The following is a 24,006-nucleotide window of genomic DNA, read 5'->3' as shown; positions in this document are numbered from 1 at the left end:
TTATTTGGTCGCGGTGGGGCGGGTGGCCGCGTCGCGTTCGCGCGCCGCGCGCGGGCGTTTCATCGCCGTGCGCCGGTACAGCCAGACGACAAGGGCCTGATAGCCCGCGCCGAGCAAGCGTGCCAGTTTGTCGACACGTCGGGCGTCCGATCCCACAAGCACGCGTCGCGCATTGCGCTCGACGCCCGTCAGGATCTGACGGGCTGCGGCGTCTGCACTGGTCACGTCGATGAGCTTGTTGGCACGGCGCCGATGTGTCTGTGCGTCGAGGCCGGTGAGCGCGGTAATGCTGTCGTCGATGCGCGATGTCTGAACGATGTTGGTCGCCACGCCCCCCGGATGCACGCAGGTGCACGACACGGGCGCGTGTGCGAGTTCCAGTTCCATGCGCAGCGCTTCGGTGAACCCTCGCACGGCAAACTTGCTCGCGTTGTAAGCCGATTGCGTGGGCATGGCAATGATGCCGAAGAGGCTCGACGTGTTCACGATGTGACCGTCGCCCGATGCCGTCAGATGGGGAAGAAAGGCCTGGGTGCCGTGCACGACGCCCCAGAAATTGATATTCATCAGCCATTCGAAGTCCGCGAGGCTCGCGGTGGCGACCGGTACCGACAGCGACACGCCCGCGTTGTTGAACAGCAGATGGATCTTGCCGTGCGCCGCTGCCGTGTCGCTTGCCCAGGCAAAGACGGCATCGCGATCGGCCACGTCGAGCCGTTGGGATGTCACGCGCACGCCGAGCGCCCGGCAGGCGACGGCGGTGCTCGCCACACTGGCCTCGTCGATGTCGGAGAGTGCGAGATGCGTGCCGCGACGCGCCAGTTCGAGCGCCAGCGAGCGACCCATGCCGGAGCCGGCACCGGTGATTGCGGCCACCTTGTCCGTGAACGTCTTCATTGTGCTGTCTCCCGTCAGGGCTGCGTCGATGTGCCGTCTTGTCACGGTAATCGCGTCGTCTATAATTTGGTGATGCGTGTCGCCACTTTAGTTTTCCGTCCGGGTGATGTCAAATAGCGAAATGGAACAGGGACTCGAATCGAAGGACGCTGCACCGCCGGCACTGGCATCGCAAGGGGTGGCGGGGCGGCGCTATGGCGGCGTCGGGCAGGCGCAGCGCGAGCAGGCGCGCCGGGTGGCGCTGATCGACGCGGCGACCGAGGTGTTCGGCACGGTGGGCTTTCGGCGGGCGACGGTGCGCTCGGTGTGCCGGCTCGCCCGGCTCAACGATCGGTACTTCTACGCGGCGTTCGAGAACATGGAGCATCTGCTGCGTGAGACGTATGCCCATCATGCGGGCGCGCTGCTCGGCCAATTGCAGGCCGCAGTCGCGTCGAGCGCGCCGACACTCGACGCGCGGCTCGACGCGGGGCTGCACACGTTCTTCGCGTTCCTGCGGGATCCCCATGCCGCCCGCGTGTTGCTGCTCGAAGTGATGGGCGTGAGTCCGGAAACCGACCTGACCTATCAGCGCTACATCTTCGAATTCGTGAAGCTGATTCTGGGCATGACGGAGGCGCCGCTGCCCGCCGATGACGACACACAGGCGCAAGCGCGAATCGTCGGGCTGGCGCTGGTCGGTGCGATGACCAATGCCGGCACCGCGTGGGTGCTCACGGGCTATCAGGACAGCGAGGCGTGCATGGTATCGGCGTGCCGTCGCGTGCTGCGTGGCGCACTCGTCTGAGATTGCCGCTGCCGGGTGTCGCTTCCTGGCGCCTCTCAACGTTTCCCGAGGTTTGCTCATGACGTCGCAACGCCTCCCGATGTGCCGAATCGCGCACGGCCGGTCCGGCTCGCTACAATACGATTTTTGCGGATGACGCCTGCGGGCGTCGGCGCGCCTTATTTCTCACTCTCCAAAGGTCGAAAATGACCACTATCGGAACCCCGCTGTCGCCGAGCGCGACGAAGGTCATGTTGTTGGGCGCAGGCGAACTCGGCCGCGAGGTCTTGATCGCATTGCAGCGCCTCGGCGTCGAGACGATTGCCGTCGACCGCTACGAAAACGCGCCGGGGCAGCAGATCGCGCACCACGCGCGCACCATCGCGATGACCGATCCCGAGCAAATCAAGGCGCTGATCGAAGCCGAAAAGCCGGACCTCGTCGTGCCGGAAATCGAAGCGATCGCGACGCCCATGCTCGAAGCACTCGAGGCTGACGGCGTTGTGCGCGTGATTCCCACGGCGCGCGCCGCGCGCCTGACCATGGATCGAGAAGGCATCCGCCGTCTGGCCGCCGAAACGCTAAGCCTGCCGACGAGCCCGTACCAGTTCTGCGATTCGCTCGAACAATTGCAGGCCGCCATCGATGGCGGCATCGGGTATCCGTGCATCGTCAAGCCGGTGATGAGCAGCTCGGGCAAGGGGCAGAGCAAGATCGACGGCCCGGGCGACGTGAAGGCCGCCTGGGACTACGCGATGGCCGGTGGCCGCGTGAGCCACGGCCGCATCATCGTCGAAGGCTTCATCGATTTCGACTACGAGATCACGCTGCTGACGGTGCGCGCTCGCGGGGCCGACGCCCAGGTCGAAACGCACTTCTGCGCGCCGATCGGACATAAGCAGGTGAGCGGCGATTACGTCGAGAGCTGGCAGCCGCACCCGATGTCGTCGGTGGCGCTGGAGCGCGCGCGTCTGATCGCGCGTGAGGTCACGAACAATCTTGGCGGGCAGGGCATTTTCGGTGTCGAGCTGTTCGTGAAGGGCGACGACGTGTGGTTCAGCGAAGTGAGCCCGCGTCCGCACGACACGGGCATGGTCACGATGATCACGCAGTGGCAGAACGAGTTCGAATTGCACGCGCGCGCGATTCTCGGTTTGCCCGTCGATACCACGTTGAAGACGCCGGGTGCGAGCGCGGTCATCTACGGCGGTGTGGACGCGACAGGCATCGTGTTCGACGGTGTCGACAAGGCGCTACAAGTGCCGCGTACGGACATTCGTCTGTTCGGCAAGCCGGAGAGCTTCGTCAAGCGTCGCATGGGCGTTGCGCTGGCCTATGACGAGAATCTGGATGTGGCGCGCAGCAACGCCGTTGAAGCGGCGAGCCGGGTGAAACCGAGGGCAGTCTGATCGTCGATCGGTGTTCCGGCGGTCGTTGAGCGATCGCGAAGGAAAAGCGGGCGTGGTGAGCTTCGGCACACCACGCCCGCTTTTTCATGCCTCAAGCCGTGTTGAGGGACATGTTGACGCCATCGCTCAGGTGCGTTGCAGCGTAATCATCTGTTCGCGACCATGCGGGGCATCGAGGTCCTGCAGCGGCCCCATCGGCACGATGCCCGTCGGGTTGATCGTGCGATGGCTCTCGTAGTAATGCCCCTTGATGTGCTGGAAGTTCACTGTCGCGGCGATCCCCGGTTGCTGGTACACGTCGCGCGTGTATGCCGAGAGGTTGGGGTAGTCGGCGATGCGGCGCAGGTTGCACTTGAAGTGACCGACATAGACGGCGTCGAAACGGATCAGCGTGGTGAACAGGCGAATATCGGCTTCCGTCATGCGCTCGCCGGTCAGGAAGCGTCGCGTGGCCAGACGTTCGTCGAGCCAGTCGAGTGTCTCGAAGAGCGGTGCGACGGCTTCCTCATAGGCGGCCTGCGTCGTGGCGAATCCGGCCTTGTACACCCCATTGTTCACCGTGTCGTAGATGCGGGCGTTGAGGGCATCGATCTCCTCGCGAAGCACCAGTGGATAGTAGTCGCCGGGAATCGCGCCGAGGCCGTCGAAGGCACTGTTGAACATGCGCAGGATCTCGGAGGACTCATTGCTGACGATGGTGCGCCGTTGCGTGTCCCAGAGGACGGGCACGGTCACGCGGCCGGTGAAGCGCTCGTCGGCGGCGAGATAGACGTCTCTCAGAAACGGCGCATTGCCCACCGGATCGCCGCTCACGCCGGGGCCGGGGCGGAAGGTCCAGCCGTCGTCGAGCATCAGCCAGTTCACGACGGCGACAGGGATCATGTCCTGCAGCCCCTTGAGCGCGCGCATGATGAGCGTGCGATGCGCCCACGGGCACGCGAGGCTCACGTAGAGCAGGTAACGGCCTCGCTCGGCAGCGAACCCGCCTTCGCCGCCCGCGCCGGGGGCACCGTCGGGCGTGACCCAATGACGGAATGTCGCGGGACGGCGCTCGAAGCGTCCGCCCGTGGCGCGCGTGTCGTACCAGTCGGTATGCCACTCGCCATCAACCAGTAAGCCCATCGCATCACCTCCGGATCGAAAGGGTCAGCATACCTGCAAAAACGAAAAAACCCCGCGTGAGCGGGGTTTTCGGTTCGGACAGGCTTTGCAGCACTGTCCGAGTCGCGTCGATCGTCAAGCGATCATCGGCGAAACATCCTTCCGACGCTTAGATCGGCTGGATGTTGCTGGCCTGACGGCCCTTCGGTCCCATCTTCACTTCGAAGCTGACCTTTTGGTTTTCTTGCAGCGACTTGAAGCCCTTCGCTTGGATTTCCGAGAAGTGGGCGAAGAGATCTTCACCGCCTTCGTCCGGCGTAATAAAACCAAAACCCTTGGCGTCGTTAAACCACTTGACGGTACCAGTTGCCATTTCTTAAATCCTTAAAGTTTTCAAATGAGCGAGCGAGAAGCTCAGCGAGCGCATGACATTAAAGCTGATCAGGTACAACCGAGGTGACGCAGAGGGCGACATTAGATGAACACAAGACTCGCCATACAACGTTCATGCACCCGTTTTTTTACGGGAAAGGCCGGAAAGTGTCAAGCAGGGAAACTTTTAGATTGTTGATCCACGCCAGTTTCCAGCCAATTTTCGCTGCGACGCGACATGCAGAAGTCGATACCGGACGGCCGGTCGATTCACGTTTTCCATGCCTTGATTCCACGGCGGTTAGCACGCACTAACGCTGCCCGGGACGCCACTCGTAGCGCAACGCCGGAACTTCGATGCCGGGGGAGACCGCGATAGGGTGCACCGTTCCCGCGCTACCGCCCAACCGTTCGTAGAAACGCCGTGCGCGTACGTTGTGCGCCAGCACCCACAGGTACAGCGAGGCATCGGGGTCGAGCGCGCCGGCCCAGTCCAGCACACGGCGGAACAAGGCACCGCCTACGCCTTGGCCTTGCCAGGCGGGCGCCACATGCAGATTGTCGAGCAGGATGCCGTCGGTGCCCGACAGCGCGCAGACGAATCCGGCCAGCGCGCCGTCCCCTCTGTCGGGGCAGGCTTTCCATATACGCAGTGCGGGGTCGTCGGGACGCATCAGGCGTTCGCGCCACAACGCTGCGTGTTCCAACCGCAGATAGTCGCGCACATTCTGGGTAGGCAACGTATGCGCGTAAGTGGCTTGCCAACTGTCGGCATGCAACGCGGCGATGTGCGCGATGTCCTGCATCGTCGCGGGCAGGATACGGGGCGTCGTCATGCCGGTGCTCCCGCAATGCAGGAAGTCGCCGAAGGGAAATGGGAGCGGAAGATGCCGAAATAAAAAAGCCGGAACCTGCCACCGGAGGGTAAATCCGGAGGCGTGTCCTGTGGCGCGGGCGCAACGTGTGCGCCGCCGAACCGGGGTGTCATGGACATGTCACCGCGCTATGCGGGTCTGAACGAAAGAAGCGGATGACGCGAGCCTCGCTCGTCTGTCACCCGCCGTTCACTATAGCGCGGTTATGGACATGTGGCACGGGAGCACCGGCGGGCGCCGGTGTGCCCGATGGGCGATGCCTTACGCGCGCGAGGTGCGGGCGTGGGCGTGCCGACGGCTGGCGATGGTCGGGCGTGCCTTGTGTGTCGTCTTCGGCGTTACGGTGTGGTGCGCCTTCACCGTCTTCTTGCCGTGGCGCGGCGTGCCTGCGTTTGCTTGCTTCGCACTGTGGCCAGTGCGGTTTGCCGCGTGATGGGACGTACGGGACGTACGGGACGTCCGAGACGTGCGTGCATGCGCATGCGATGACGACTGTCCGACCGTGGCTTTTCGGGCGCTGCCGGTTTTGCGACGAGTCGATTGCTTTGCGGGCTTGGCCGATGCCGACTTGGCGTGTGCCTGAGTGTGATGCGTGGCGTGAGCCGACTTGGCGAACGCCGGGGCGGCGAACGCGGCGAGCGACGCCAGCACGAAGGCGACGCCGGCGTTGCGCAACATGCGCGGGTAGAGCTTGGACAACAGTGTCTCCGTGGGAAAGGTAAGCGGCCGCACAGACAGCGGTCGAGCGGCCGGTTCGCGCTGCCTGTCGGATCGATCGTCGTCGCCTGGAAGGGACCAGGACAGCGGACAGTGCGCGCGAGCGGCCGCGATTGTAGGTCCGCAAAATTCGCTTGTCGAGATGGCCGTCCGACCGTCCACGCGTCGCGAACGAGCGCCGACGCGCAATTTGGTGCACTGCCACACGGCTTACACACGGAGTAGGTATTTTCCCTAGTCTCGCAGAAAACCGCGCCACAGCTCGATTTCGGGGCTGCAAAATTCATCTTCGCTACCCTTCAAATTGATGGAAGGTTGCCGTTAACGGCCTCATGGTGGCTGCTTGACCGCTGCCATCATGGCCTCAATGTGGGTGCGAGCAGGTACACAAATGTCCGCTTGTGCCCGTCCTGGCGCCCCGATGCGCTATCAAGAACAGCACCGGGGCGGCAGGCACGATGCCGGGCAAGCACGCTAGGCGGCCGCGAAGTGCCGCGTGTCTCTCGAGACCTTACGTGGCAACCAACCAGGCACCGACGCTCGACGCTCTGCAATCGCTACTGGCGACCGTCCAGCGCAACGAGCGCTCGCTAAAACGTTTTCAGGACATCGAGCTGGCGCTCATGGGCGCGCCGGACTTCGGTCAGTTTCTGGAGGTGGTGCTCAATCGCCTGCGTCACGATTTCGATCTTTCCGGCGTCCATCTGATGCTGGCCGAAGTCGACGACACGCTGCGCGATCTCATCGATACCGCCGAAGGCATCCGCGCGCTCGACGCGGGGCTCAGCATCGCGCAGGACGTCGGCACGTTCTCTGCCGTTTGCGGCGACGGACGGCTCTGGATCGGTGCGCCCCGCGAGCGTCATACGCCGCTGTTCGGGGTGCGTCTGCCGGCGAGTGCCGTGATCATGCCGCTCGCGCGCAACGGCCGTTACCTCGGCGCCATTGCGCTGGGCAGCCGCGATGCCCGTCGCTTCACCGCCGAGATGGCGACGGACTTCATCGAACGCTTCGGTGCCGTCGTTGCCGTGTGCCTGGAGAACATGTGGAACCGTGAGCGCCTGAAGCGCATTGGCCTGACGGACCCGCTGACGGGACTGTCGAACCGACGCTACTTCGATCAGCGTTTGCGCGAGGAAGTCGTTCGCGGAGCGCGTTACGGCGCACCGCTTGCGTGCCTGCTCATCGACATCGACCATTTCAAGCGCGTGAACGACAGTCACGGGCATGCCACGGGCGATCGCGCGTTGCGTGCCGCGAGCGTCTGCATGCGGGCGCAGTTGCGGGTGACGGATACGCTCGCGCGTTACGGCGGCGAAGAGTTCGCGGCGTTGCTCGTGCAGACCGAGCAGAACTGGGCAGGGACGGTGGCGGAGCGAGTGCGTCGCGCCGTGGCCCGTCTGGAGGTGCCCGATGACGACGGCACGCTGGTGCCGCTCACGATTTCCATCGGTCTGGCGAGCGTGGACCCGCGCGATATCGCAGACCCCGAGAGTCTTCCCATGCGTTTGCTCGGTGCGGCCGATGCGGCACTCTATGCCGCGAAGCGTGCGGGCCGCGACCGTGTGGTCGTGGCGTCGACGGCCAGCCTGCGCTGATGGCGCACTGACAAGACGCCGACCCCGCCGTAGCTTCAGATGACTCGACTGGCGGTCTCGCCCTCAGCGAACGCTGAACCAACCGATCAGCAGCGACACCGTCACCACCGACAACACCGTAGAGATCAGGATCGCGCGCGATGCCACTGCTGCCTCGCGCCCGTAAAGTTGCGCGAGCATGAACGGCCCCGTGCCGATCGGCAACGCGGAAAGCAGCAGCGCGCTGTGCGCCCAGATTGTCGGAAGATCGAAGACGCGGAACGCCAGAAACGCCGTGATCGCCGGTTGGAACACGAGTTTCAGTCCGACCAGGCGTCCGACGGCGCGCGCGATTCGGGGTTCGCGCGACGCGCCCGAACTCTGCGCCAGGAACATCCCGATGGCCACGAGCGCGCACGGACTTGCGGCGCCGCCAAGCAACGTCGTGAAGTGAAGCACCGGCGCGGGCAAGGTCACCCCGGCGGCGGCAAATCCCATGCCGATGAACGGTGACACCACCAAAGGGTTGCGTATGAGCGCACGCGCGACGAAGCCCGCAGTGCGACGCCAGTTCGGTGTGGCCTGAAGATCCGTTTCGATGATGGCGATGGAGATGGCGAAGAGTACGGTCGCGGTGAGCAGCATGGCGACGACGACCGCCGGGACGCTGGCCGGGCCGAACGCCACCAGGCACAGGGGCAGTCCCATGAAACCGGCGTTCGGATAGGCGGCGCCCATGCCTTCGATGCTCGCGTCGGTCAGTCGGCCGCGCACCGCGCGATCGAGCAGGAACGAGAGCGCGAACGTGGCCGCCATGCCGCCGCCGAACGCGCCGAGAAAGCCCGGATTGAACAGTTCGGCCCACGTGATCTGCGCCATCGACTGGAACAGCACGGCGGGCAGCGCGAGATAGACGACGAAACGGTTGAGCGCGTCGAGTGCGGCGTCGCCGAGCCAGGCGCGGCGTGCGCAGAGATACCCGAGGAAGATCAGCCCGAAGACGGGCAGGGCGGCAGAGATGACGGCCTGCATGGTCAGTGCGCCTCCGCCAGACGCGTGAGCCATTCCCGGCGCGCGGTGCCGCCGTCGGCCTCGGTGTGCTGGCGGGCGGCCGCTTCGGCGCCGTCGGCATCGCCCGCCGCGATGCGAGCGACGATCTCGCCGTGTTCGTGCCAGACGACTTCCTGCATCGGCATCGCATCCAGGGTCGCGGCCATCGCCCGCATGATGTGCGGCCATTGTGGCGCGACGGTCTGCGCAATCAGCGGATTGCCCGAGGCATCGTGCAACGCGGTGTGAAACGCAACTTCCGCCCGGACCTGCCGCGCGACCGGCGTGCCATGCGTCATCGCCATGCCGGTCTCGACGGCATCGCGCAGACGTTGAAGCTCGCGCCCGGCCATCGTGCCTTGTGCAACGCGAACTGCCGCCAGCCGGGCCGCGAGTCCGTCAAGCGCGGTGCGCACCTCATACAGACGTCGCAGATGATCGGCATCGATGGGCGCGACTTCGAGCCCTTGCCGCCCGCTGTCGCACACCAGACCGTCGCGCTTGAGCAGTTGCAGCGCGTGACTGACCGGTTGCCGCGAAACGCCGAGCGAATCGGCCAGTTCCGCTTGGCGGATGCGTTCGCCCGGCGGCAGCGTGAGATCGGCAATGGCGTCGCGCAAACGCGAATACACCTGATCGATGAGGACGGGCGAGCTGGCCAGTGGCGCCAGCGGCGAATGCAGCTGGCCGTCGTCGAGCGTGGATGTGGGCGTGTCCGCGGAATGAGACATGGAATCCCGGCATTCGCCGGTATCGGTGATATTTGGAATTCCGAATTCTACGCTTGCGAACGGACGGCGGCGATCTTTTTTCCGATGAAGGTGTCGGGGAGGTCGGACAAGCAGGGTGCAAGGGGCGTGAAACCCCGTCGGCCCGGGCGCTGTCAGTCGCTGGCGTCCAGTTCGGGCGGCAGCAGGGTCGGCGAGGGACCGGGAGACGCGGTGGAGCGCGCGGGCGTCTGCAGGAGTGCCTGAACGGTCGTGCGCGTTCTTTGCAGGCGCCGGGCGAGGGCCCAGGCGTCGGCTTCTCGTTCGAATAGCCCGACGATCAGATGCGGTTCGGCAGCGAAACCGTCTGAAAACAGGCCGATGTTCTTGGCGACCATTTCACTGGCGCGCTCGACAGACACGGTGTACTGGCGTGGCGAGCGGTAATGATTGATGACGACGGCAAAGGCGTGGGAGAACACGTCGGACATGCGAGAGACTCCTCTGACAGCTCAGGCGCGTGGCCGGACGTCGAACGTCGGTGGCATCTCGGCCGCACGCACACAGCGTTGCACTTCCGGTGATTGTAGGCGATGGATGTGCCGCTGTCGGGACAAAACGATGACGCGAGGTACCGCATGTCGGGCGTCGGTCAGGCATAAAAAAACCGCCGAGCGGGTCGGCGGCGCAACAGAGAGGGTGACAGCGCAACCGAAGTTGCCAGACACGAGCATAGGGGGTGGGGATGACAGCGCCATGACCGTCGCACGTGTTTTGGTGCGTGCAGTGTCGAGCGCCGCGCCACTTCGGCAGCGCGCACGTCGCCGCAGGCGTGATCCTTCGGATCGCAACGCCCGAATGCAACAAAGCGCGGGCCGACAGCACCTCACTGCGCGTCACGCGCGCAGGCGGCCCGGCGTCATTCGATGCGGCGAATGCGTGTGCCGGCTATACGAGCACGGGCAACGCCTCCACGACAAGGAACGCGACTAGCGCCCCGGCCGCTGCGCCGGCGGCACGCAATCCATAGCGCGTCGTCCGGGTGGCGACCGGGATACCGCCAACGAGCAGGGCTCCGGCCACTGCCATCGGCAGGAACAACGTCAGGTCGTAAAGATTGAAGTGGAATGCGGGCATCGTTTTCGTCTCCTCACCTGAATTGCCCTTCCACTATAGGACGGTGCCGGAGGATGCCCAAATTTGGTGCGTCGCAGCATGTTGCGGCGACGGTAATGGCGCGACAGCGGCGATCCCGGGGGACCGCGCATATCGAGGGGTGACGGGAGGTGTCGGTCAGTCTTCCTGGCGCACGGCGTGCATCTTGCGACGCGCATTCCACATGGCCATGTCCTTGCGCGTAGGCGTGTGGTCGTTCACGTAGATGCCGGACGCGGTGCGAGCGGTGGAGACACCAGCGTCGGTCGCTTCGCTGCGCGCCTGCACCATCATGACGAGCGTAAACAGCGAGGCGGCAAGCGCCAGCAGGATCAGCTTCATATGGCCCCCGGGTGAATCTCTGGTCGATCTGGTCGGTGTTATGCACCATCGCCTGCGTCCTGACCGGTCCTGGCGGACCGTGCCGGCGCGGTGGCGCGATGCTTCTGTAATGCACTGCTGACGGATTTCGTTACCGCGACTGCATGACATGCCTGACGGGACGAGGCCTCTTGCGCCGATGCGATGGATGCGATCTCGCGTGCTGCGTTGCGCGACGCATCTTAGCCGGAGATTGTGACAACTTTCCAGAGCGCTCAAAATTCGCGCACGCACGCGCCGTGGCATTGCCGGTTGGCGCGGGGTCACCACACGTCCTTTAACGTATAGCGACGCCCCGGACGAAAAGTTTAGAAATCGTGACAATTTTTTTTCGACACGGGCCGAACACGCGTTGGCAGTGCGTCCCGGCCCGTGCCCCGTTGCTGCTTGGGTTACGGCTGACGGTGGGCGTCATCACCCGTGGGGCGCTCGGGCAGCGCCATCGCCGCCAGCGAGGCGACGGCGGCCCCGGCTTGCGCCAGCTCGTGGATCACGTCCTGCGAGGTACCGAGCGAGAAGGCGAGCCCCGTCAACCCGGCCCAGGTCGACGGTTCGAGCAGGCGAGACAGAATGAAGCGCATGGTCAGCCTCCCGAAGTCTCGTCGTCGAGCGCGGTCTTGCCGCTGAAGTAGAGCGGCTGCATGTCGATGTTCGAGACGGTGGCCGTCTGCCCCAGCCCCTCATGCGCCGCGTTGGCGAGCAGGCCGCTGTCCTGATCGATCGTCCACGTGAACAACCCGCCAAGCCCGTTGCGTCGAACGTATTCGCCCTTGGCCCGCACCGAGCGCGGCGTATCGAGCGAGAGGAAGAGCCCGTTCGACGGGTTGAACAGGAAGTCGGCGTCGGCGACCGGATCGGTGTAGAGCACGAAGCCGTTACGTCCGCCGCCGTGCTCCGGATCGAGGTAGTTGAACAGCATGTCGTAGTACTCGGTGGTCCCCGATTCGAACGTGCCGGCCGTGATGCCGTCGCCCGGCGAGTAGGTGCCCGAGAGCGCCGACACCTGCCCGATCCGGGCATCGAGCGCGTTGCGTGAGTACGCTGCATAGCCGATATGCACCCTGGCGAGCGGCACGCCGGCCTGACGCAGCCAGTTCACGGCACGATCGACGGAGAAGCCGTTCGGGTCCGAAGGGTCGGTATCGTGCAGGTTCGTGTGGTGGGCCAGTGCCGGGGCCCAGGGGGTGCCGAAGAAGTCGTAGGTCATCAGATTCAGACGCGAGACCCCCGCCGCGATGATGCCCGGCAGATTGGCCTTTTGTAGGTCGGCAACGTTGGCCGACACCGCGATCGAGATCTCGACGTCCTTTCGCCCGGCGGCCACCAGCGCGCGTTTGAGGTCGCCTACCAGCGCGGCGTAGTTCGGGCCGTCGCTGTCGTCAAAGGTGTTGCCGGTGTCGCCCGGCGCCCCCGGATACTCCCAGTCGATGTTGATCTCGGCAAACATCGGAAAGCGCCGGAACAGATCCACCACGCTTGCACAGAACGTCTTGCGTCGCGCGGCGCTCGCCGCCACGCCGTGGAACGCCTGGCTCATCGTCCAGCCGCCGACGGCCAGCGCCAGTTTGAGTGCCGGGTTCTTCGCGTGCAGCAGGCGCAGCCCGCCGAGCACGCCTTGGGCCCGCGACTGCTGGAACATGGCGACGGCGTCGTTGCTGACCCAGCCGTCGAAGCCGCAATTGCGATAGGACAGCACGTCGCCCCAACTGTCGACGGGCGTGACCTGATCGGGCTTGCGCCCGAAGTCGGCCGCCGCGCGCGCAATCGTCTGGGCCTTCTCGCCCTGATCGCCGATGATGCCGGCGAAGCCGACGATCAGGCGGTCGTAGGCGAACGGGTCGAGCCACATCAGATCCACGCCACGCCCGGCCGCGTCGTTGCTGAAATCGCCGTCGAGGCGACCGTCGTATTGCGACCAGTCGGTGTAGTAGCCGGACACTTCAAATGCATTCTTCGCGTAACGGTTGTAGACACGACGGGCGACGCGTGCCGACGTGTATGACAACTGCGCGGTGCTGGTCGCCGGGTCGAAGCCGTTTTGCGCATAGGTCGTCTCGGTGGCGCCGTCCTGAGGATCGGACGCATAGACGAGCTCGCTCGCGTCTGCGGTCTCGACGGACGGCGGGACAGCGTTCGACGTATCGACGACGGTGCGGGGTGTCGGGGCTGATGTCTTCGTTTGGGACATGGTGGACTCCTGAAAGGGAATGGACGATTGCCATTGCCGGGCGGTACTGGCTGCGACGGCTACGGCACGACCAGCGTCGCGGCGGCTCAACGCGCTCGCCAGCGCAAAAGCCTTGTCAGGGCGCCGCGTACGGGCAGCAGATGGGTGAGCCACCGTGCGACCGGGGACCCGGCGGGCGACAGCGGCGCATGGGGCGGGCACCCCGTCGAGAGGTCAGGCGCCGCCGCTCGTCCGGCGCACGTGAGCGGTTCAAAGCGATAACCGACACCGGGCACCGTGACGATGTGTCGATGGAGGTCGACGGGAATGAGCTTGCGGCGCAGGCGTGAGACGACCTGCATCAGATTCGTATCGTCCTGATCGGGGCGCGACGGCCACAGCAGCGCGATCAACGTACGTTTGTCATGCGCGACGCCAATGGGCGTGCGCAAGGCGCACAGCAGGCGATATTCGAGGTGGGGAATGCGCACGATCACGCCATCACGATGGACTTCGCCATGGCCGTCGCGCGCCACGTCGTGGTGGAGGCGGGGCGCGCCTGCCGATGTGGGCGCTGCGTCGCGAACTGTCACGGCGCACCGGTCGGCGTCGCCATCGCTATTGGCATCGACCGGCAACGGTGTGCTCGCTGCGGGGGCGTCGAAGCGATACCCCACGCGGGCGACGGTGACGATGGCGCGTTGCAGGCCCAACGGGGCGAGCGAGCGACGCAGACGTGAGACGAGCTGCACGAGGACCGCGTCTTCCATCCACTCGGCGCGCGTCCCCCACAGCGCCTCCATCAACGCACGCTTGCCAAACGCCGTGCCCTCGCGGCCTGCGAGCAACACCAGCAAACGCTTTTCCTGCTCGGACAGCCGCGCGGCAATGCCCTCGTGTTGCACGAGGTTGGTCACGTCGTCGAGATCGAACGGTGGCATCGGCATGGGGCGCTCCTGATATCGGGATAAGGGACGCCAACCGTAGCGATGCGATGGTGCCTGCCACAAGGCGACAAGCGCGACAAAGCGAGCGAGCCACCACTTATCGACGTACCTTGGCGATGTCACGCGCCGGGCGGCGAGGTAAGATAGCTGCCTTGGATCGTCGTGGCCGCCAGCGCGTTGCTGGCGCACCGTCATCGCCGATTTCCCGAAGATTTCCGGATTCCGTCATGCTCGAACTCATCTCCGAACACCGTTGTTTCGGCGGCGCGCAACGCTTCTATCGCCATGCTTCGTCCGTCATCGGCTTGCCGATGCGTTTTTCGGTGTTCCTGCCGCCGCAGGCGCGAGACGGCCGTGCGGTGCCGGCCCTGTTCTATCTCGCTGGGCTGACCTGCACGGAAGAGACGTTCATGATCAAGGGCGGTGCGCAGTGGCTGGCCGCCGAGCACGGCGTGGCGCTGATTGCACCCGATACGAGCCCGCGCGGTGCCGGCGTGCCCGGCGAGACCGACGCGTGGGACTTCGGCGTCGGTGCGGGTTTCTATCTCGATGCCACGCAGGCCCCGTGGTCGACGCATTACCGCATGTACAGCTACCTCGTCGACGAGCTTTACGGTCTGGTGACGCAATCGCTACCGATCGACGCGAACCGCATCGGGATCTTCGGCCATTCGATGGGGGGGCATGGCGCGTTGACGCTCGGCCTGCGCAACCCTGACAAATTCCGCTCGGTGTCGGCCTTTGCGCCGATCGCCGCGCCGATGCAATGCCCGTGGGGTGAGAAGGCGCTCTCGGGTTATCTCGGCGGCGATCGGGAAACGTGGGGTCAGTACGATGCCACGGCGCTGATCGCGAAAGCGGGGCAGGCGGTCTTCCCCGAAGGCATTCTGATCGATCAGGGGCTTAACGATCAGTTTCTCGAAAGCCAACTGCATCCGCATCTGTTCGAGGCGGCTTGCCGCAATGCCGGGCAGCCGTTGAACCTGCGACGTCACAACGGCTACGACCACGGTTACTACTTCATTCAGACCTTCATGGCGGACCATCTGTCGCACCACGCAGAGCAACTGCGCGCCTTCTGAACGACGCCCCGCCCGGCAGGAAACTCACACCGCCCGCGCCGTGTAACGGCGCGGCGGCGTAACGATCTCGTCCTGCGCTCGCACAATCTCCAATTCGTAGCCGCCGTGCAGATGCGTGACTGACAGCACGGCGTCGACGGCTGCCAACGTGTGCTCGAACGCTTCACGGACCGTATCGCCACGCAGCAGTCGCGCGAGGAACACCCCCGAGGTGAGATCGCCGACGCCCACCGGCTGACGCGCGAACGGATACAGCGGACGATGGCCGTGCCATGCCTCGTCGTTCGTCACGACGAGCATCTCGAAGCGATCCGCCGGCTTGCCCGCGTACTCCAGATGCTTGACGAGAATCATCTTGGGCCCGCGCGCGAGCAGGGCGCGGCAGGCGGCGATCGCATCGTCGAACGTGTCGATCGGGTGCTGCGAGAGCTTCTCCAGTTCGAGGTGATTGGGCGCCATGATGTCGGCCGCCGCCGGCATGTGCTCAACGAGAAATTGCTCGATGCCCGGTTTTACCTGACAGCCTTTTTCGGGATGGCCCATCACCGGGTCGCACAGGTAGATCGCGGCCGGATTCGCATACTTCACCCGCTGCACGGCGGCGAGTACGAAGCCCGCCTGCTCGGGGGCGCCGAGATAGCCCGAGAGCACCGCGTCGCAGTTGACCAGTTCGCCGATGTCCGCGATGCCGTCGACCAGTCGCAGAATCTCCTCGCTCGGCAGTGCCTGTCCGGCCCACTTGCCGTACTGCGTGTGATTGGAGAACTGCACGGTGTTGATCGGCCAGACATTGACGCCCAGACGTCGCATCGGAAATTCGGCGGCGCTGTTGCCCGCGTGGCCGAACACGACGTGGGACTGAATGCTGAGGATGTTTTTCATGGCGTGTGACGTGAAATGAACAACGCCCGCTGGCGGAACGATTCCGTCGGGAGACGAAACCGCACCCGTCGCGGGCGCTGCGCGTTCGGACGGCGAGGGGCAAGGTAGCCCGGGAAGGCTGTGCCGTGACCGCGCCGTCCGGCGCGTTACTTCTTGGAAGTGATGACCGCGTCGGCCACGTTCTTGGGCGCTTCCGCGTAATGCTTGAATTCCATCGTGTACGTGGCACGCCCTTGCGTGAGCGAGCGCAGCGACGTCGAGTAGCCGAACATTTCGGACAGTGGCACCTCGGCGCGCACGATCTTGCCGCCGCCCACGATATCGTCCATGCCCTGCATGATGCCGCGACGCCCGGAGAGGTCGCCCATCACGTTACCCATGAACTCCTCGGGCGTTTCGACTTCGACCGCCATCATCGGCTCGAGCAGCACCGGTTCGGCGCGGCGCATGGCCTCCTTGAACGCCATCGATCCGGCCATGCGGAATGCGTTTTCGTTCGAGTCCACATCGTGGTACGAGCCGAACGTGAGCGTGACCTTCACGTTGACGACCGGATAGCCGGCCACCACGCCCGTGTTGAGCGTGTCGCGAATGCCCTTGTCCACCGCGGGGATGTACTCGCGCGGCACCACGCCGCCCTTGACGGCATCGACGAATTCGTAGGGCTTTTCCTTGTCCGGTTCGAGCGTGATGACGACGTCGCCGTACTGACCGCGACCCCCCGACTGCTTGACGAACTTGCCCTGTACGTCTTCGACTTTCTTGCGCACGGTTTCGCGATAGGCGACCTGCGGCTTGCCGACGGTGGCCTCCACGCCGAACTCGCGGCGCATGCGGTCGACGAGGATTTCGAGGTGCAATTCGCCCATGCCCGAGATGATCGTCTGGCCGGATTCCTCGTCAGTCTGCACGCGGAACGACGGATCTTCTTGCGCCAGACGATTGAGCGCCAGGCCCATCTTCTCCTGGTCGGCCTTTGTCTTCGGCTCCACCGCCTGCGAGATCACCGGCTCCGGAAACTCCATCTTCTCGAGAATGATGATGTTATTCGGGTCGCACAACGTGTCGCCGGTGGTCGCCTCCTTCAGGCCGACGGCGGCGGCGATATCGCCCGCGCGCACTTCCTTGATTTCCTGGCGCGTGTTCGCGTGCATCTGCAAGATGCGGCCCAGACGTTCCTTCTTGTCCTTGAGCGGGTTGAGCACGGTGCCGCCCGACTCGATCACGCCGGAATACACCCGGAAGAAGATCAACTGGCCCACGAACGGGTCGGTCATGATCTTGAAGGCGAGGGCGGAGAACGGCTCGTCGTCCGACGGATGGCGCTCGATTTCCTTGTCGTCCTTGTCGTGTCCGGCAATGGCCGGCACGTCGACCGGTGACGGCAGGTAATCGATCACGGCGTCGAGCATGGCTTGCACGCCCTTGTTCTTGAAGGCGGTGCCGCACAGCATGGGCACGATCTCGCCCGCGACAGTGCGCTTGCGCAGCGCGCCGCGTATTTCCTCTTCGGTCAGCGTCTCGCCGCCGAGATACTTTTCGAGCAATGCCTCATCGGCTTCGGCGGCGGCCTCGATCATCTTGTCGTGCCATTCCTGCGCCGTGTCCTTGAGGTTGGCGGGAATGTCGACGTACTCGAACTTCACGCCCTTGGACTCTTCGTCCCAGACGATGCCCTTCATCTTCACGAGATCGACCACACCCAGAAAGTGGTCTTCGGCGCCGATGGGAATCTGGATCGGCACGGCGTTGCCGCGCAGACGCTCGTGAATCTGCTTGTGGACTCGGAAGAAGTCGGCACCCACGCGGTCCATCTTGTTGACGAACGCGATGCGCGGCACCTTGTACTTGTTGGCCTGGCGCCAGACGGTCTCCGACTGCGGCTGCACGCCGCCGACCGAGTCGTAGACCATGCACGCGCCGTCGAGCACGCGCATCGAACGCTCGACTTCGATCGTGAAGTCGACGTGCCCCGGCGTGTCGATGATGTTGATGCGATGTTCGGGATAGTTGCCGGCCATGCCGCGCCAGAAGCAGGTGGTCGCGGCGGATGTGATCGTAATGCCGCGTTCCTGTTCCTGCTCCATCCAGTCCATCGTGGCGGCGCCTTCGTGGACTTCGCCCAGCTTGTGGTTGACGCCCGTGTAGAACAAAATCCGCTCGGTCGTCGTCGTCTTGCCAGCGTCAATGTGAGCACTGATGCCAATGTTTCGGTAGCGCTCGATGGGGGTCTTTCGGGCCACGGTACACCTCTTTTCCAGACGGTGGGAAAAAGCATAGCAGCAGCCATCATACTCCAATGTTGCGATGCCGCGCTGACCGTGACATCGGCCCGAAGGCCAGCAGATACGGGGATTTGCGCCAGGCTGCGGCGTGCGGTCGCAGCCCTTGCGCTGTCACGGATGGTGCGGCAAGTTGCCCCGAAATTCGCCCCTTGCGCCACGCCCCGGCGTCGGGCCGGCGGCGCAGCGCAGCGGTCAGTGCAACGTCAAGCGCAGAGTGTCGTGCAGGGTGTCGCGCAGGGCGTCGCGCGCGTGCTGGCGATCACGCGACATTGCGCTGGCGCGCGAACGCAACGACGCTGCCGCGCGCGCCGTTGGCGGCAGGATCGGCGTTCTCACCCTGTGAGGCATAGGCGGGCGAGGCGACTTCCCCGTCAGCGAGGCGGAACACCGCGACCGCTTCGCGCAGGTGGCGCGCCTGATCTTCCAGCGACCCGGCCGCCGCCGTGGCTTGCTCGACCAGTGCGGCGTTCTGCTGCGTGACCTGGTCCATCTGCATGACCGCGGTGTTGACCTGTTCGATGCCGCCCGATTGTTCGCTCGAGGCCGCCGAGATCTCGCCCATGATGTCGGTCACGCGCTGCACGGCCTGCACGATGTCGGTCATCGTGCGCCCCGCGTCGCGCACTTGCGACGAGCCGTCCGTCACCTTGCTCACGGACGTTTCGATCAGCGCCTTGATTTCCTTCGCAGCAGCGGCGCTGCGCTGGGCCAGGGTGCGAACCTCCCCGGCGACCACGGCAAACCCCCGTCCCTGCTCGCCGGCGCGCGCCGCTTCGACGGCGGCATTCAACGCGAGGATGTTGGTCTGGAAGGCAATGCCGTCGATCACGCCGATGATGTCGTTGATCTTCGTAGAGCTGTCGGCAATCTCCTGCATCGAGGTCACCGCACGTTCCACGACCCGGCCACCTTCGCCGGCGATCTCCGAGGCGTTCGACGCCAGTTGACTCGCCTGACGCGCGTTGTCGGCGTTCTGGCGCACCGTTGTCGTGAGTTCTTCCATCGACGACGCCGTTTCTTCGAGCGATGCGGCCTGCTCTTCGGTGCGGGCCGACAGATCGGTATTGCCCGCGAGCAATTGCCCGGACGCCGATGCGATCGCCGCCGTGCCGCTGCGCACGCGCCGCACAATCTGATCGAGACTTTCATTCATGTGTTTGAGGGCGGCCATCAGTTGACCGGTCTCGTCGCGGCTCGTCACGTCGATGCGACTCGTGAGGTCGCCCTGGGCCACGCGCTGCGCCACTTGTACGGCATGTGCGATCGGGCGCGTAATGCTGCGCGTGACCGACCACGCGGCGCCGACGCCAACCACCACAGCCGCGGCGCCAATGGCGGCGAGCAGCCACTTGGCGAACGCGATGTCGGCGCTGGTCGCGGCGCCGGTGTCATCCACGATCTTTTGCTGCAGCGCGACCAGTTGCACGGACTCGACCTGCATGGCGTCGAGCGCGGGCAGGGCGTCGCGCTGCGCGGTGCTCATGGCGAGGTCTTGCTGGCTCGCGTTCAACTGCGCGAGTGTGGTGCTCCTGGCCTTGACGAAGGCATCGTTGTGTTGCCTCACGGCCGCCACGAGCTGCTTGCCCTGGGTTGTCGTGACGTACTTGTCGAGCACTTCCTGCGCCTTGCCGATGCGTGCGAGGTTGTCGTCAATGCGTTGGTTGAGCGTATTGCGTTGCGTGGCATCGGTCGTGGTGAAGATCTCCAGCAGGCGGCGCGCGTTGCCGCGCCCCATGGCGTCGATGTCGTGCGCGGCGTTGGCCTTGGCCCACGCGCTGGTGAGCAGCGCTTCATTGGCGCGTTCGATGGCAACGAAGCGCACGAGCGCGATGACCAGCATGGTGAGTAACAGGGCCAGCAGTGTGCCGAACCCGATGGATAGACGGGTTCGGATTTTGAGGTCGGCGATTCGCATGCGAAATGACTCCTATAGGGTTGTGATGCCGGGGCAACAAGGGCGGTGTTGCCGTCTGCGTTACGAGGAGTGGTCGCCGGAGTGCCGCGGACCGCGTCGATACAAGGGTAGGGCACGACGCGACGTAGGCCCACGCGTCGGATCGACACGTGTGACATGTCCGGCGACGCGCGACGGGGGGAATCGATGAAGCCAATCCGTCTACCTTCGTATACGACGCGAAATACGATATCTGAAGGTGTCTTACCCGCAGGCGGGGTAAACGACGACAGGCGGTTGCGTAGGAATTCTGACCGTTCGATCAGACAAACCGGACAGCGTAGATCGGCGGCAAATGCGCGGAGACGCATTGCCATTGTTCGCCTGCGTTGTTGCTGATCCAGAGTGCGCCGGTCGTCGAGCCCATCGCGAGTGTGTTTCCGGTGGCGTCGATGTCCAGACCGTGGCGGTAGATGAGGTCGTAGGACGGTGTCTCGGGCAGGCCGTGCATGAGTGAGGTGAACGATTCGCCGCCGTCGCGAGTGCGGGTGACGACGAGCCGCGCATCGACCGGGATGCGGCATGCATCGCGTTGCGCGGGCACGAACCACGCAACGTCCGGATCATGCGGGTCGACGGCCACCGCGAAGCCGAAGCTCGACGGCGAGGCCTGAATGCGCCGCCACGACGCGCCGTAATCGAGCGTACGAAAGATGCCGTTGTGATGCTGCGCCCAAAGTGCGTTGGGCGCATCGCGGCATTGCACGAGTCGGTGGACGTCCTGCGCGTTCGGATCGAGGCGGCGCTCGGGCGGCATGTAGTCGGCTTCCATGCCCGTGGCGGCCAGCGCCCAGGTGCGCCCATCGTCACGCGTACGCCACACGCCGCCGGTCGATACCGCGACCATCACCTGACGGCTGTCGTGCGGGTCGATGCAGATCGAGTGAATTCCGGCGTGGTCGTACCCGCCTCCCATCCATTCGGCACGCTCCGGACGCTCCCACAGGCTGCGGACCAGTTCCCAACTGCGGCCGTGATCGCCGGAGCGAAAGAGTCCGCCGGGAATGGTCCCCGCCCAGAGGACGCCCGGTGCATCCGGCCCCGCAGCTTCCAGCGACCAGAGCAACTCGACGGACGGCGCCTGTGTCTGCGCGTGCGGCGTGGGCGCGTCGGTCGCGGCGTCCTGTTGCGCGAAGGCAGGGGGCGCGAGTTCGGTCCACGAAGTGGCTTGCCGTTCTCGGCACCAGAGCTTCACGCCGAAGTGACCGAGATTGAGTGCTGCGTAATCCGTACCGTCGCGGGCGTCGTGCAGCACCATGCTCACCGGTTCCCCTGGAAAATCCGGGGTGCTCGATGTCAGGTGCCAGGCGTCTGCCGCACGCTGCCAGGTGAACAAGCCCTTGCGGGTCGCGACGAGTAGCGTGGCGCCAGTGACATGTTCCACGGTCAACCTCCTTGAGAGCGCGCAAGTCTTGTTCGGGGCTCGTGCGCTCGTCCGCCTTATCCGCCCGAAAGCGCCTGCGCGACGTACACGCGGCTCGCGGCGGTCAATGGATCACTCAGGGTCTGACGATCGCGGATCAGACGGCCGTCGACGAAAACCGCCACGTGCGGGCGCAAACGCCCCTGATCGTTGAGCAGATAGCCGCGCAAGGCGGGCGTGTGGTCGATACAGTGCCCGAGCACGTCCTGCACGGTCGAGCCTTCGACGTCTTGTTCGTCGACCGGGACGTGGCGCTGGATTGCGGGGGCGAAAGTAATCGTCGCCATATGGGTGTCGTGCGCGTGCCGGGGCGGTCCGCGTTCAGTGGGACGCCGCCGCCGGAATGCCGTGCTGCCGGGAGAGTGGGAGTTTAAGTGTAGACAATGAGGAACACTCGCACAGCATGCTTTGTTGCCGTGTTGCGCATTCGCAGCGCTATGTCACGCGGTGAATAACGCTCTCTGCGGGCTTACGTAGCGCGCAGGACGCGGTTGTGCGTCCTTCGCATGACGGACGACGCGTTTCGATGCCCGGGATGCGTGGACGTAGGGTGTGGCATCGCATATCGGACACTCCCCAACCCCATTCACCTCGATATTGTTCACCATTATCGGAGTGCCCGCGAGCGCAGTGCCGCAGGCGAAATTCAGGAGGAAGCGATGACAAGGAACCGGGCGAGAGATATCGGCATGGGGCGTTGGTCGGGGGCGGCGATCCGGCGTATGGCACGACTGCACAAGGACGGAGGGGCGGCGCCGGAGGGGACGGAGGCGGTCAAGCGTCCACCCGAGGTAGCGAAATGCGCGGGGTACTTTGTCTGGAGTGTGCGTCAGGCGGCCTTTGTCGGGCGGCAAGACGGCGGGCTGAAGGGCGGTGGGCGGCACTACGTCACGTGTACTGCGCACGCGAAGCGTTACGCGAGCGTGGCGCAGGCGAGGGCTGCCGGTGATGCGCTGGCGGGCGACGTCCTGATCATGTACGGTTACGCCGCCAACACCCCGTTGTACGCGGTGGGGCGTTGACGGCGCAAGCACGGCCGCGATCAGGCACCGGGCAGACGCACCTTCAGGGGTGCCCGGCAGGCGAGATAGCGATTACTTGCCGAGTTCGTGACCGATCACGCCGCCCACGACGGCACCGCCGATCGTGCCGGCTGTGCTGCCGCCCGTGGCTTCGTGACCGATGACGCCGCCGGCTGCGGCGCCACCCAACGTGCATCCGAAGATGGACGAGCCCATCGCAAGTGCCGTGATGACAACGAGAATCGACTTCGCAGCTTTCATGATGCTTCTCCTGTGACTCGTGCGCGCCGCATGCCGAACCGAGGCGCGCGGCGACATGAGTCCAGCATAGTGTGCGTATTAGCTGCGCACTATCGGTCGCGACTGAATTGGCTGTAGGAGGAAGATGACAAGCTGGCGCGGTGCTCGTCACCTCATTTGAAGAGCGTGAGTTCGAGCGCGAGGTTCAGGTCTTTGAGGTAGACCGACCCTTTGGGGGCGCCCTGCGGGCTGCGCTGAACGCCTGCGTTGAGCGTGTACTCGTTGTCTTGCTTCACCAGTTGGGTTTCGCCGAGCCAACTGTTTCCAACGCGGCAGATGGCCTTGTTGTTCGGATCGTCGATCAGGCGCGCGCCGACCATGCGATACGGCGGGGTGTACCCACCGTTTTTGCTGGTGCAGGTGCTCTTGATGGCGACCTGCACGCGATCGGCCGCAGCGACGTTGCGGCGCGAGTCGATGAAGATGAAGTCCGCATGGATATACAGATCCGCGGACACGCCGTCTTTCGTGCAGATCGCGTGCGAGCCCTGGCGACTGGCTGTGCCCGTTGCGCCCCCGGCATTCTGACAAGCGGTATTGAATGCGGTAACCAGATTCTGAATTTGCTCGGGGCTATTCATCGGATGGGTCGCGCAGCCGGCGAGTGCCGCAACTGCCGACACTGCGCCCAACATCAAACCGGTTCTGACAACAGATCTCACTCTCTGAACTCCTTGTGTGTATTACTGACGTTCCACGTGCTTTGCGCGGGGGAGAAGGGAGTTATCGGCAGGAATGCGACGCGCTTTAACAGGTAAATGTTGGCTTGCATTACACGGCATGCCGTGACGGCGTTCGCAGAAGATCTGTTGGAAGCGATCGCGGAGGGTGTGCTGCGGCCGAAAAACAAAAAGCCCGCCGGGAAGGCGGGCTTTTTGTTTGGTGACTTGGTGGGGCGTGAGTGACTCGAACACTCGACCTACGGATTAAGAGTCCG

The 24,006-nt window shown here is 64.7% G+C and carries 25 protein-coding genes; 5 read left to right on the top strand and 20 right to left on the bottom strand.

Annotation, left to right across the window (positions count from 1 at the left end):
- Positions 1–897 carry an SDR family NAD(P)-dependent oxidoreductase gene (locus tag ABWO90_RS24075; RefSeq protein ID WP_353193737.1) on the bottom strand — a complete coding sequence of 299 codons (897 nt, stop codon included), beginning with the start codon at positions 895–897 and terminating at the stop codon, positions 1–3.
- A gap of 106 nt (positions 898–1,003) precedes the next feature.
- Between ABWO90_RS24075 and ABWO90_RS24070 the strand changes: the two genes are divergently transcribed.
- Entirely contained in the window at positions 1,004–1,684 is a 681-nt protein-coding gene (locus ABWO90_RS24070; RefSeq protein ID WP_353193736.1) for a TetR/AcrR family transcriptional regulator, read from the top strand.
- Positions 1,685–1,869: 185 nt separating this feature from the next.
- On the top strand, positions 1,870–3,072 hold the full coding sequence (purT, locus tag ABWO90_RS24065) for a formate-dependent phosphoribosylglycinamide formyltransferase (protein ID WP_353193735.1): 1,203 nt from the start codon (positions 1,870–1,872) through the stop codon (positions 3,070–3,072).
- A gap of 126 nt (positions 3,073–3,198) precedes the next feature.
- Here purT and ABWO90_RS24060 read toward each other — a convergent pair whose 3' ends face one another.
- The 4 genes from ABWO90_RS24060 to ABWO90_RS24045 form a co-directional block, all read right to left on the bottom strand.
- Positions 3,199–4,194 carry a glutathione S-transferase family protein gene (locus ABWO90_RS24060; protein ID WP_353193734.1) on the bottom strand — a complete coding sequence of 332 codons (996 nt, stop codon included), beginning with the start codon at positions 4,192–4,194 and terminating at the stop codon, positions 3,199–3,201.
- A 148-nt stretch (positions 4,195–4,342) separates the two neighbouring features.
- On the bottom strand, positions 4,343–4,546 hold the full coding sequence (locus tag ABWO90_RS24055; protein ID WP_039399001.1) for a cold-shock protein: 204 nt from the start codon (positions 4,544–4,546) through the stop codon (positions 4,343–4,345).
- Positions 4,547–4,856: 310 nt separating this feature from the next.
- Positions 4,857–5,381 (bottom strand): GNAT family N-acetyltransferase, encoded by a 525-nt coding sequence (locus ABWO90_RS24050; protein ID WP_353193733.1) that lies wholly within the window; start codon positions 5,379–5,381, stop codon positions 4,857–4,859.
- A gap of 300 nt (positions 5,382–5,681) precedes the next feature.
- Positions 5,682–6,119: a hypothetical protein gene (locus tag ABWO90_RS24045; protein ID WP_353193732.1), complete on the bottom strand. Its 438-nt coding sequence runs from the start codon at positions 6,117–6,119 to the stop codon at positions 5,682–5,684.
- Between the two features lie 533 nt (positions 6,120–6,652).
- On the opposite strand from ABWO90_RS24045, the gene ABWO90_RS24040 reads away from it, so the two are divergent.
- On the top strand, positions 6,653–7,735 hold the full coding sequence (locus ABWO90_RS24040; RefSeq protein ID WP_353193731.1) for a GGDEF domain-containing protein: 1,083 nt from the start codon (positions 6,653–6,655) through the stop codon (positions 7,733–7,735).
- A 63-nt stretch (positions 7,736–7,798) separates the two neighbouring features.
- On the opposite strand, the gene ABWO90_RS24035 is transcribed toward ABWO90_RS24040, so the two are convergent.
- The 8 genes from ABWO90_RS24035 to ABWO90_RS24000 form a co-directional block, all read right to left on the bottom strand.
- On the bottom strand, positions 7,799–8,746 hold the full coding sequence (locus tag ABWO90_RS24035; RefSeq protein WP_353193730.1) for an AEC family transporter: 948 nt from the start codon (positions 8,744–8,746) through the stop codon (positions 7,799–7,801).
- Positions 8,747–8,748: 2 nt separating this feature from the next.
- Positions 8,749–9,495: a GntR family transcriptional regulator gene (locus tag ABWO90_RS24030; protein ID WP_353193729.1), complete on the bottom strand. Its 747-nt coding sequence runs from the start codon at positions 9,493–9,495 to the stop codon at positions 8,749–8,751.
- Between the two features lie 152 nt (positions 9,496–9,647).
- Positions 9,648–9,962, bottom strand: a complete 315-nt coding sequence (locus tag ABWO90_RS24025; protein ID WP_353193728.1) for a hypothetical protein — start codon at positions 9,960–9,962, stop codon at positions 9,648–9,650.
- A 457-nt stretch (positions 9,963–10,419) separates the two neighbouring features.
- On the bottom strand, positions 10,420–10,608 hold the full coding sequence (locus tag ABWO90_RS24020; RefSeq protein WP_353193727.1) for a hypothetical protein: 189 nt from the start codon (positions 10,606–10,608) through the stop codon (positions 10,420–10,422).
- A gap of 156 nt (positions 10,609–10,764) precedes the next feature.
- The gene (locus ABWO90_RS24015) at positions 10,765–10,968 is read right to left on the bottom strand and encodes a hypothetical protein (protein WP_353193726.1); all 204 of its coding nucleotides are present in this window, start codon (positions 10,966–10,968) and stop codon (positions 10,765–10,767) included.
- 431 nt (positions 10,969–11,399) lie between these two features.
- Entirely contained in the window at positions 11,400–11,588 is a 189-nt protein-coding gene (locus ABWO90_RS24010; RefSeq protein WP_353193725.1) for a hypothetical protein, read from the bottom strand.
- A 2-nt stretch (positions 11,589–11,590) separates the two neighbouring features.
- Entirely contained in the window at positions 11,591–13,195 is a 1,605-nt protein-coding gene (locus tag ABWO90_RS24005) for a glycoside hydrolase family 18 protein (protein WP_353193724.1), read from the bottom strand.
- Between the two features lie 86 nt (positions 13,196–13,281).
- On the bottom strand, positions 13,282–14,121 hold the full coding sequence (locus ABWO90_RS24000) for a winged helix-turn-helix domain-containing protein (RefSeq protein ID WP_353193723.1): 840 nt from the start codon (positions 14,119–14,121) through the stop codon (positions 13,282–13,284).
- A gap of 227 nt (positions 14,122–14,348) precedes the next feature.
- Here ABWO90_RS24000 and fghA point away from each other — a divergent pair, with 227 nt between their 5' ends.
- The gene (gene fghA / locus ABWO90_RS23995) at positions 14,349–15,203 is read left to right on the top strand and encodes an S-formylglutathione hydrolase (RefSeq protein ID WP_353193722.1); all 855 of its coding nucleotides are present in this window, start codon (positions 14,349–14,351) and stop codon (positions 15,201–15,203) included.
- 24 nt (positions 15,204–15,227) lie between these two features.
- Here the strand turns inward: fghA and pdxY are convergent, their stop codons facing one another.
- The 5 genes from pdxY to ABWO90_RS23970 all read right to left on the bottom strand — a co-directional run bounded on the left by pdxY (position 15,228) and on the right by ABWO90_RS23970 (position 22,034).
- The gene (gene pdxY / locus ABWO90_RS23990) at positions 15,228–16,085 is read right to left on the bottom strand and encodes a pyridoxal kinase PdxY (protein WP_353193721.1); all 858 of its coding nucleotides are present in this window, start codon (positions 16,083–16,085) and stop codon (positions 15,228–15,230) included.
- A 146-nt stretch (positions 16,086–16,231) separates the two neighbouring features.
- Positions 16,232–18,328, bottom strand: coding sequence for an elongation factor G (gene fusA / locus ABWO90_RS23985; protein WP_353193720.1), 2,097 nt, complete (start codon positions 18,326–18,328; stop codon positions 16,232–16,234).
- Between the two features lie 301 nt (positions 18,329–18,629).
- Positions 18,630–20,285 (bottom strand): methyl-accepting chemotaxis protein, encoded by a 1,656-nt coding sequence (locus tag ABWO90_RS23980; RefSeq protein WP_353193719.1) that lies wholly within the window; start codon positions 20,283–20,285, stop codon positions 18,630–18,632.
- A 301-nt stretch (positions 20,286–20,586) separates the two neighbouring features.
- Positions 20,587–21,708: a WD40/YVTN/BNR-like repeat-containing protein gene (locus tag ABWO90_RS23975; RefSeq protein WP_353193718.1), complete on the bottom strand. Its 1,122-nt coding sequence runs from the start codon at positions 21,706–21,708 to the stop codon at positions 20,587–20,589.
- Between the two features lie 56 nt (positions 21,709–21,764).
- Positions 21,765–22,034 (bottom strand): MoaD/ThiS family protein, encoded by a 270-nt coding sequence (locus ABWO90_RS23970; RefSeq protein ID WP_353193717.1) that lies wholly within the window; start codon positions 22,032–22,034, stop codon positions 21,765–21,767.
- A gap of 435 nt (positions 22,035–22,469) precedes the next feature.
- Between ABWO90_RS23970 and ABWO90_RS23965 the strand changes: the two genes are divergently transcribed.
- On the top strand, positions 22,470–22,769 hold the full coding sequence (locus tag ABWO90_RS23965) for a hypothetical protein (RefSeq protein ID WP_353193716.1): 300 nt from the start codon (positions 22,470–22,472) through the stop codon (positions 22,767–22,769).
- Between the two features lie 72 nt (positions 22,770–22,841).
- Here ABWO90_RS23965 and ABWO90_RS23960 read toward each other — a convergent pair whose 3' ends face one another.
- Together ABWO90_RS23960 and ABWO90_RS23955 are read right to left on the bottom strand one after the other, a co-directional pair.
- Entirely contained in the window at positions 22,842–23,030 is a 189-nt protein-coding gene (locus tag ABWO90_RS23960; protein ID WP_353193715.1) for a glycine zipper 2TM domain-containing protein, read from the bottom strand.
- Positions 23,031–23,182: 152 nt separating this feature from the next.
- A complete protein-coding gene (locus tag ABWO90_RS23955; protein WP_353193714.1) occupies positions 23,183–23,527 on the bottom strand; it encodes a hypothetical protein in 345 nt (114 codons plus the stop codon).
- Between the last annotated feature and the right edge of the window lie 479 nt (positions 23,528–24,006).

This window comes from Pandoraea pnomenusa (assembly GCF_040391475.1).
In the GTDB taxonomy this organism is placed as follows: domain Bacteria; phylum Pseudomonadota; class Gammaproteobacteria; order Burkholderiales; family Burkholderiaceae; genus Pandoraea; species Pandoraea pnomenusa_C.
Note: the sequence above shows the minus strand (reverse complement) of the source record. Positions and strands in the feature narration are given on the sequence as shown.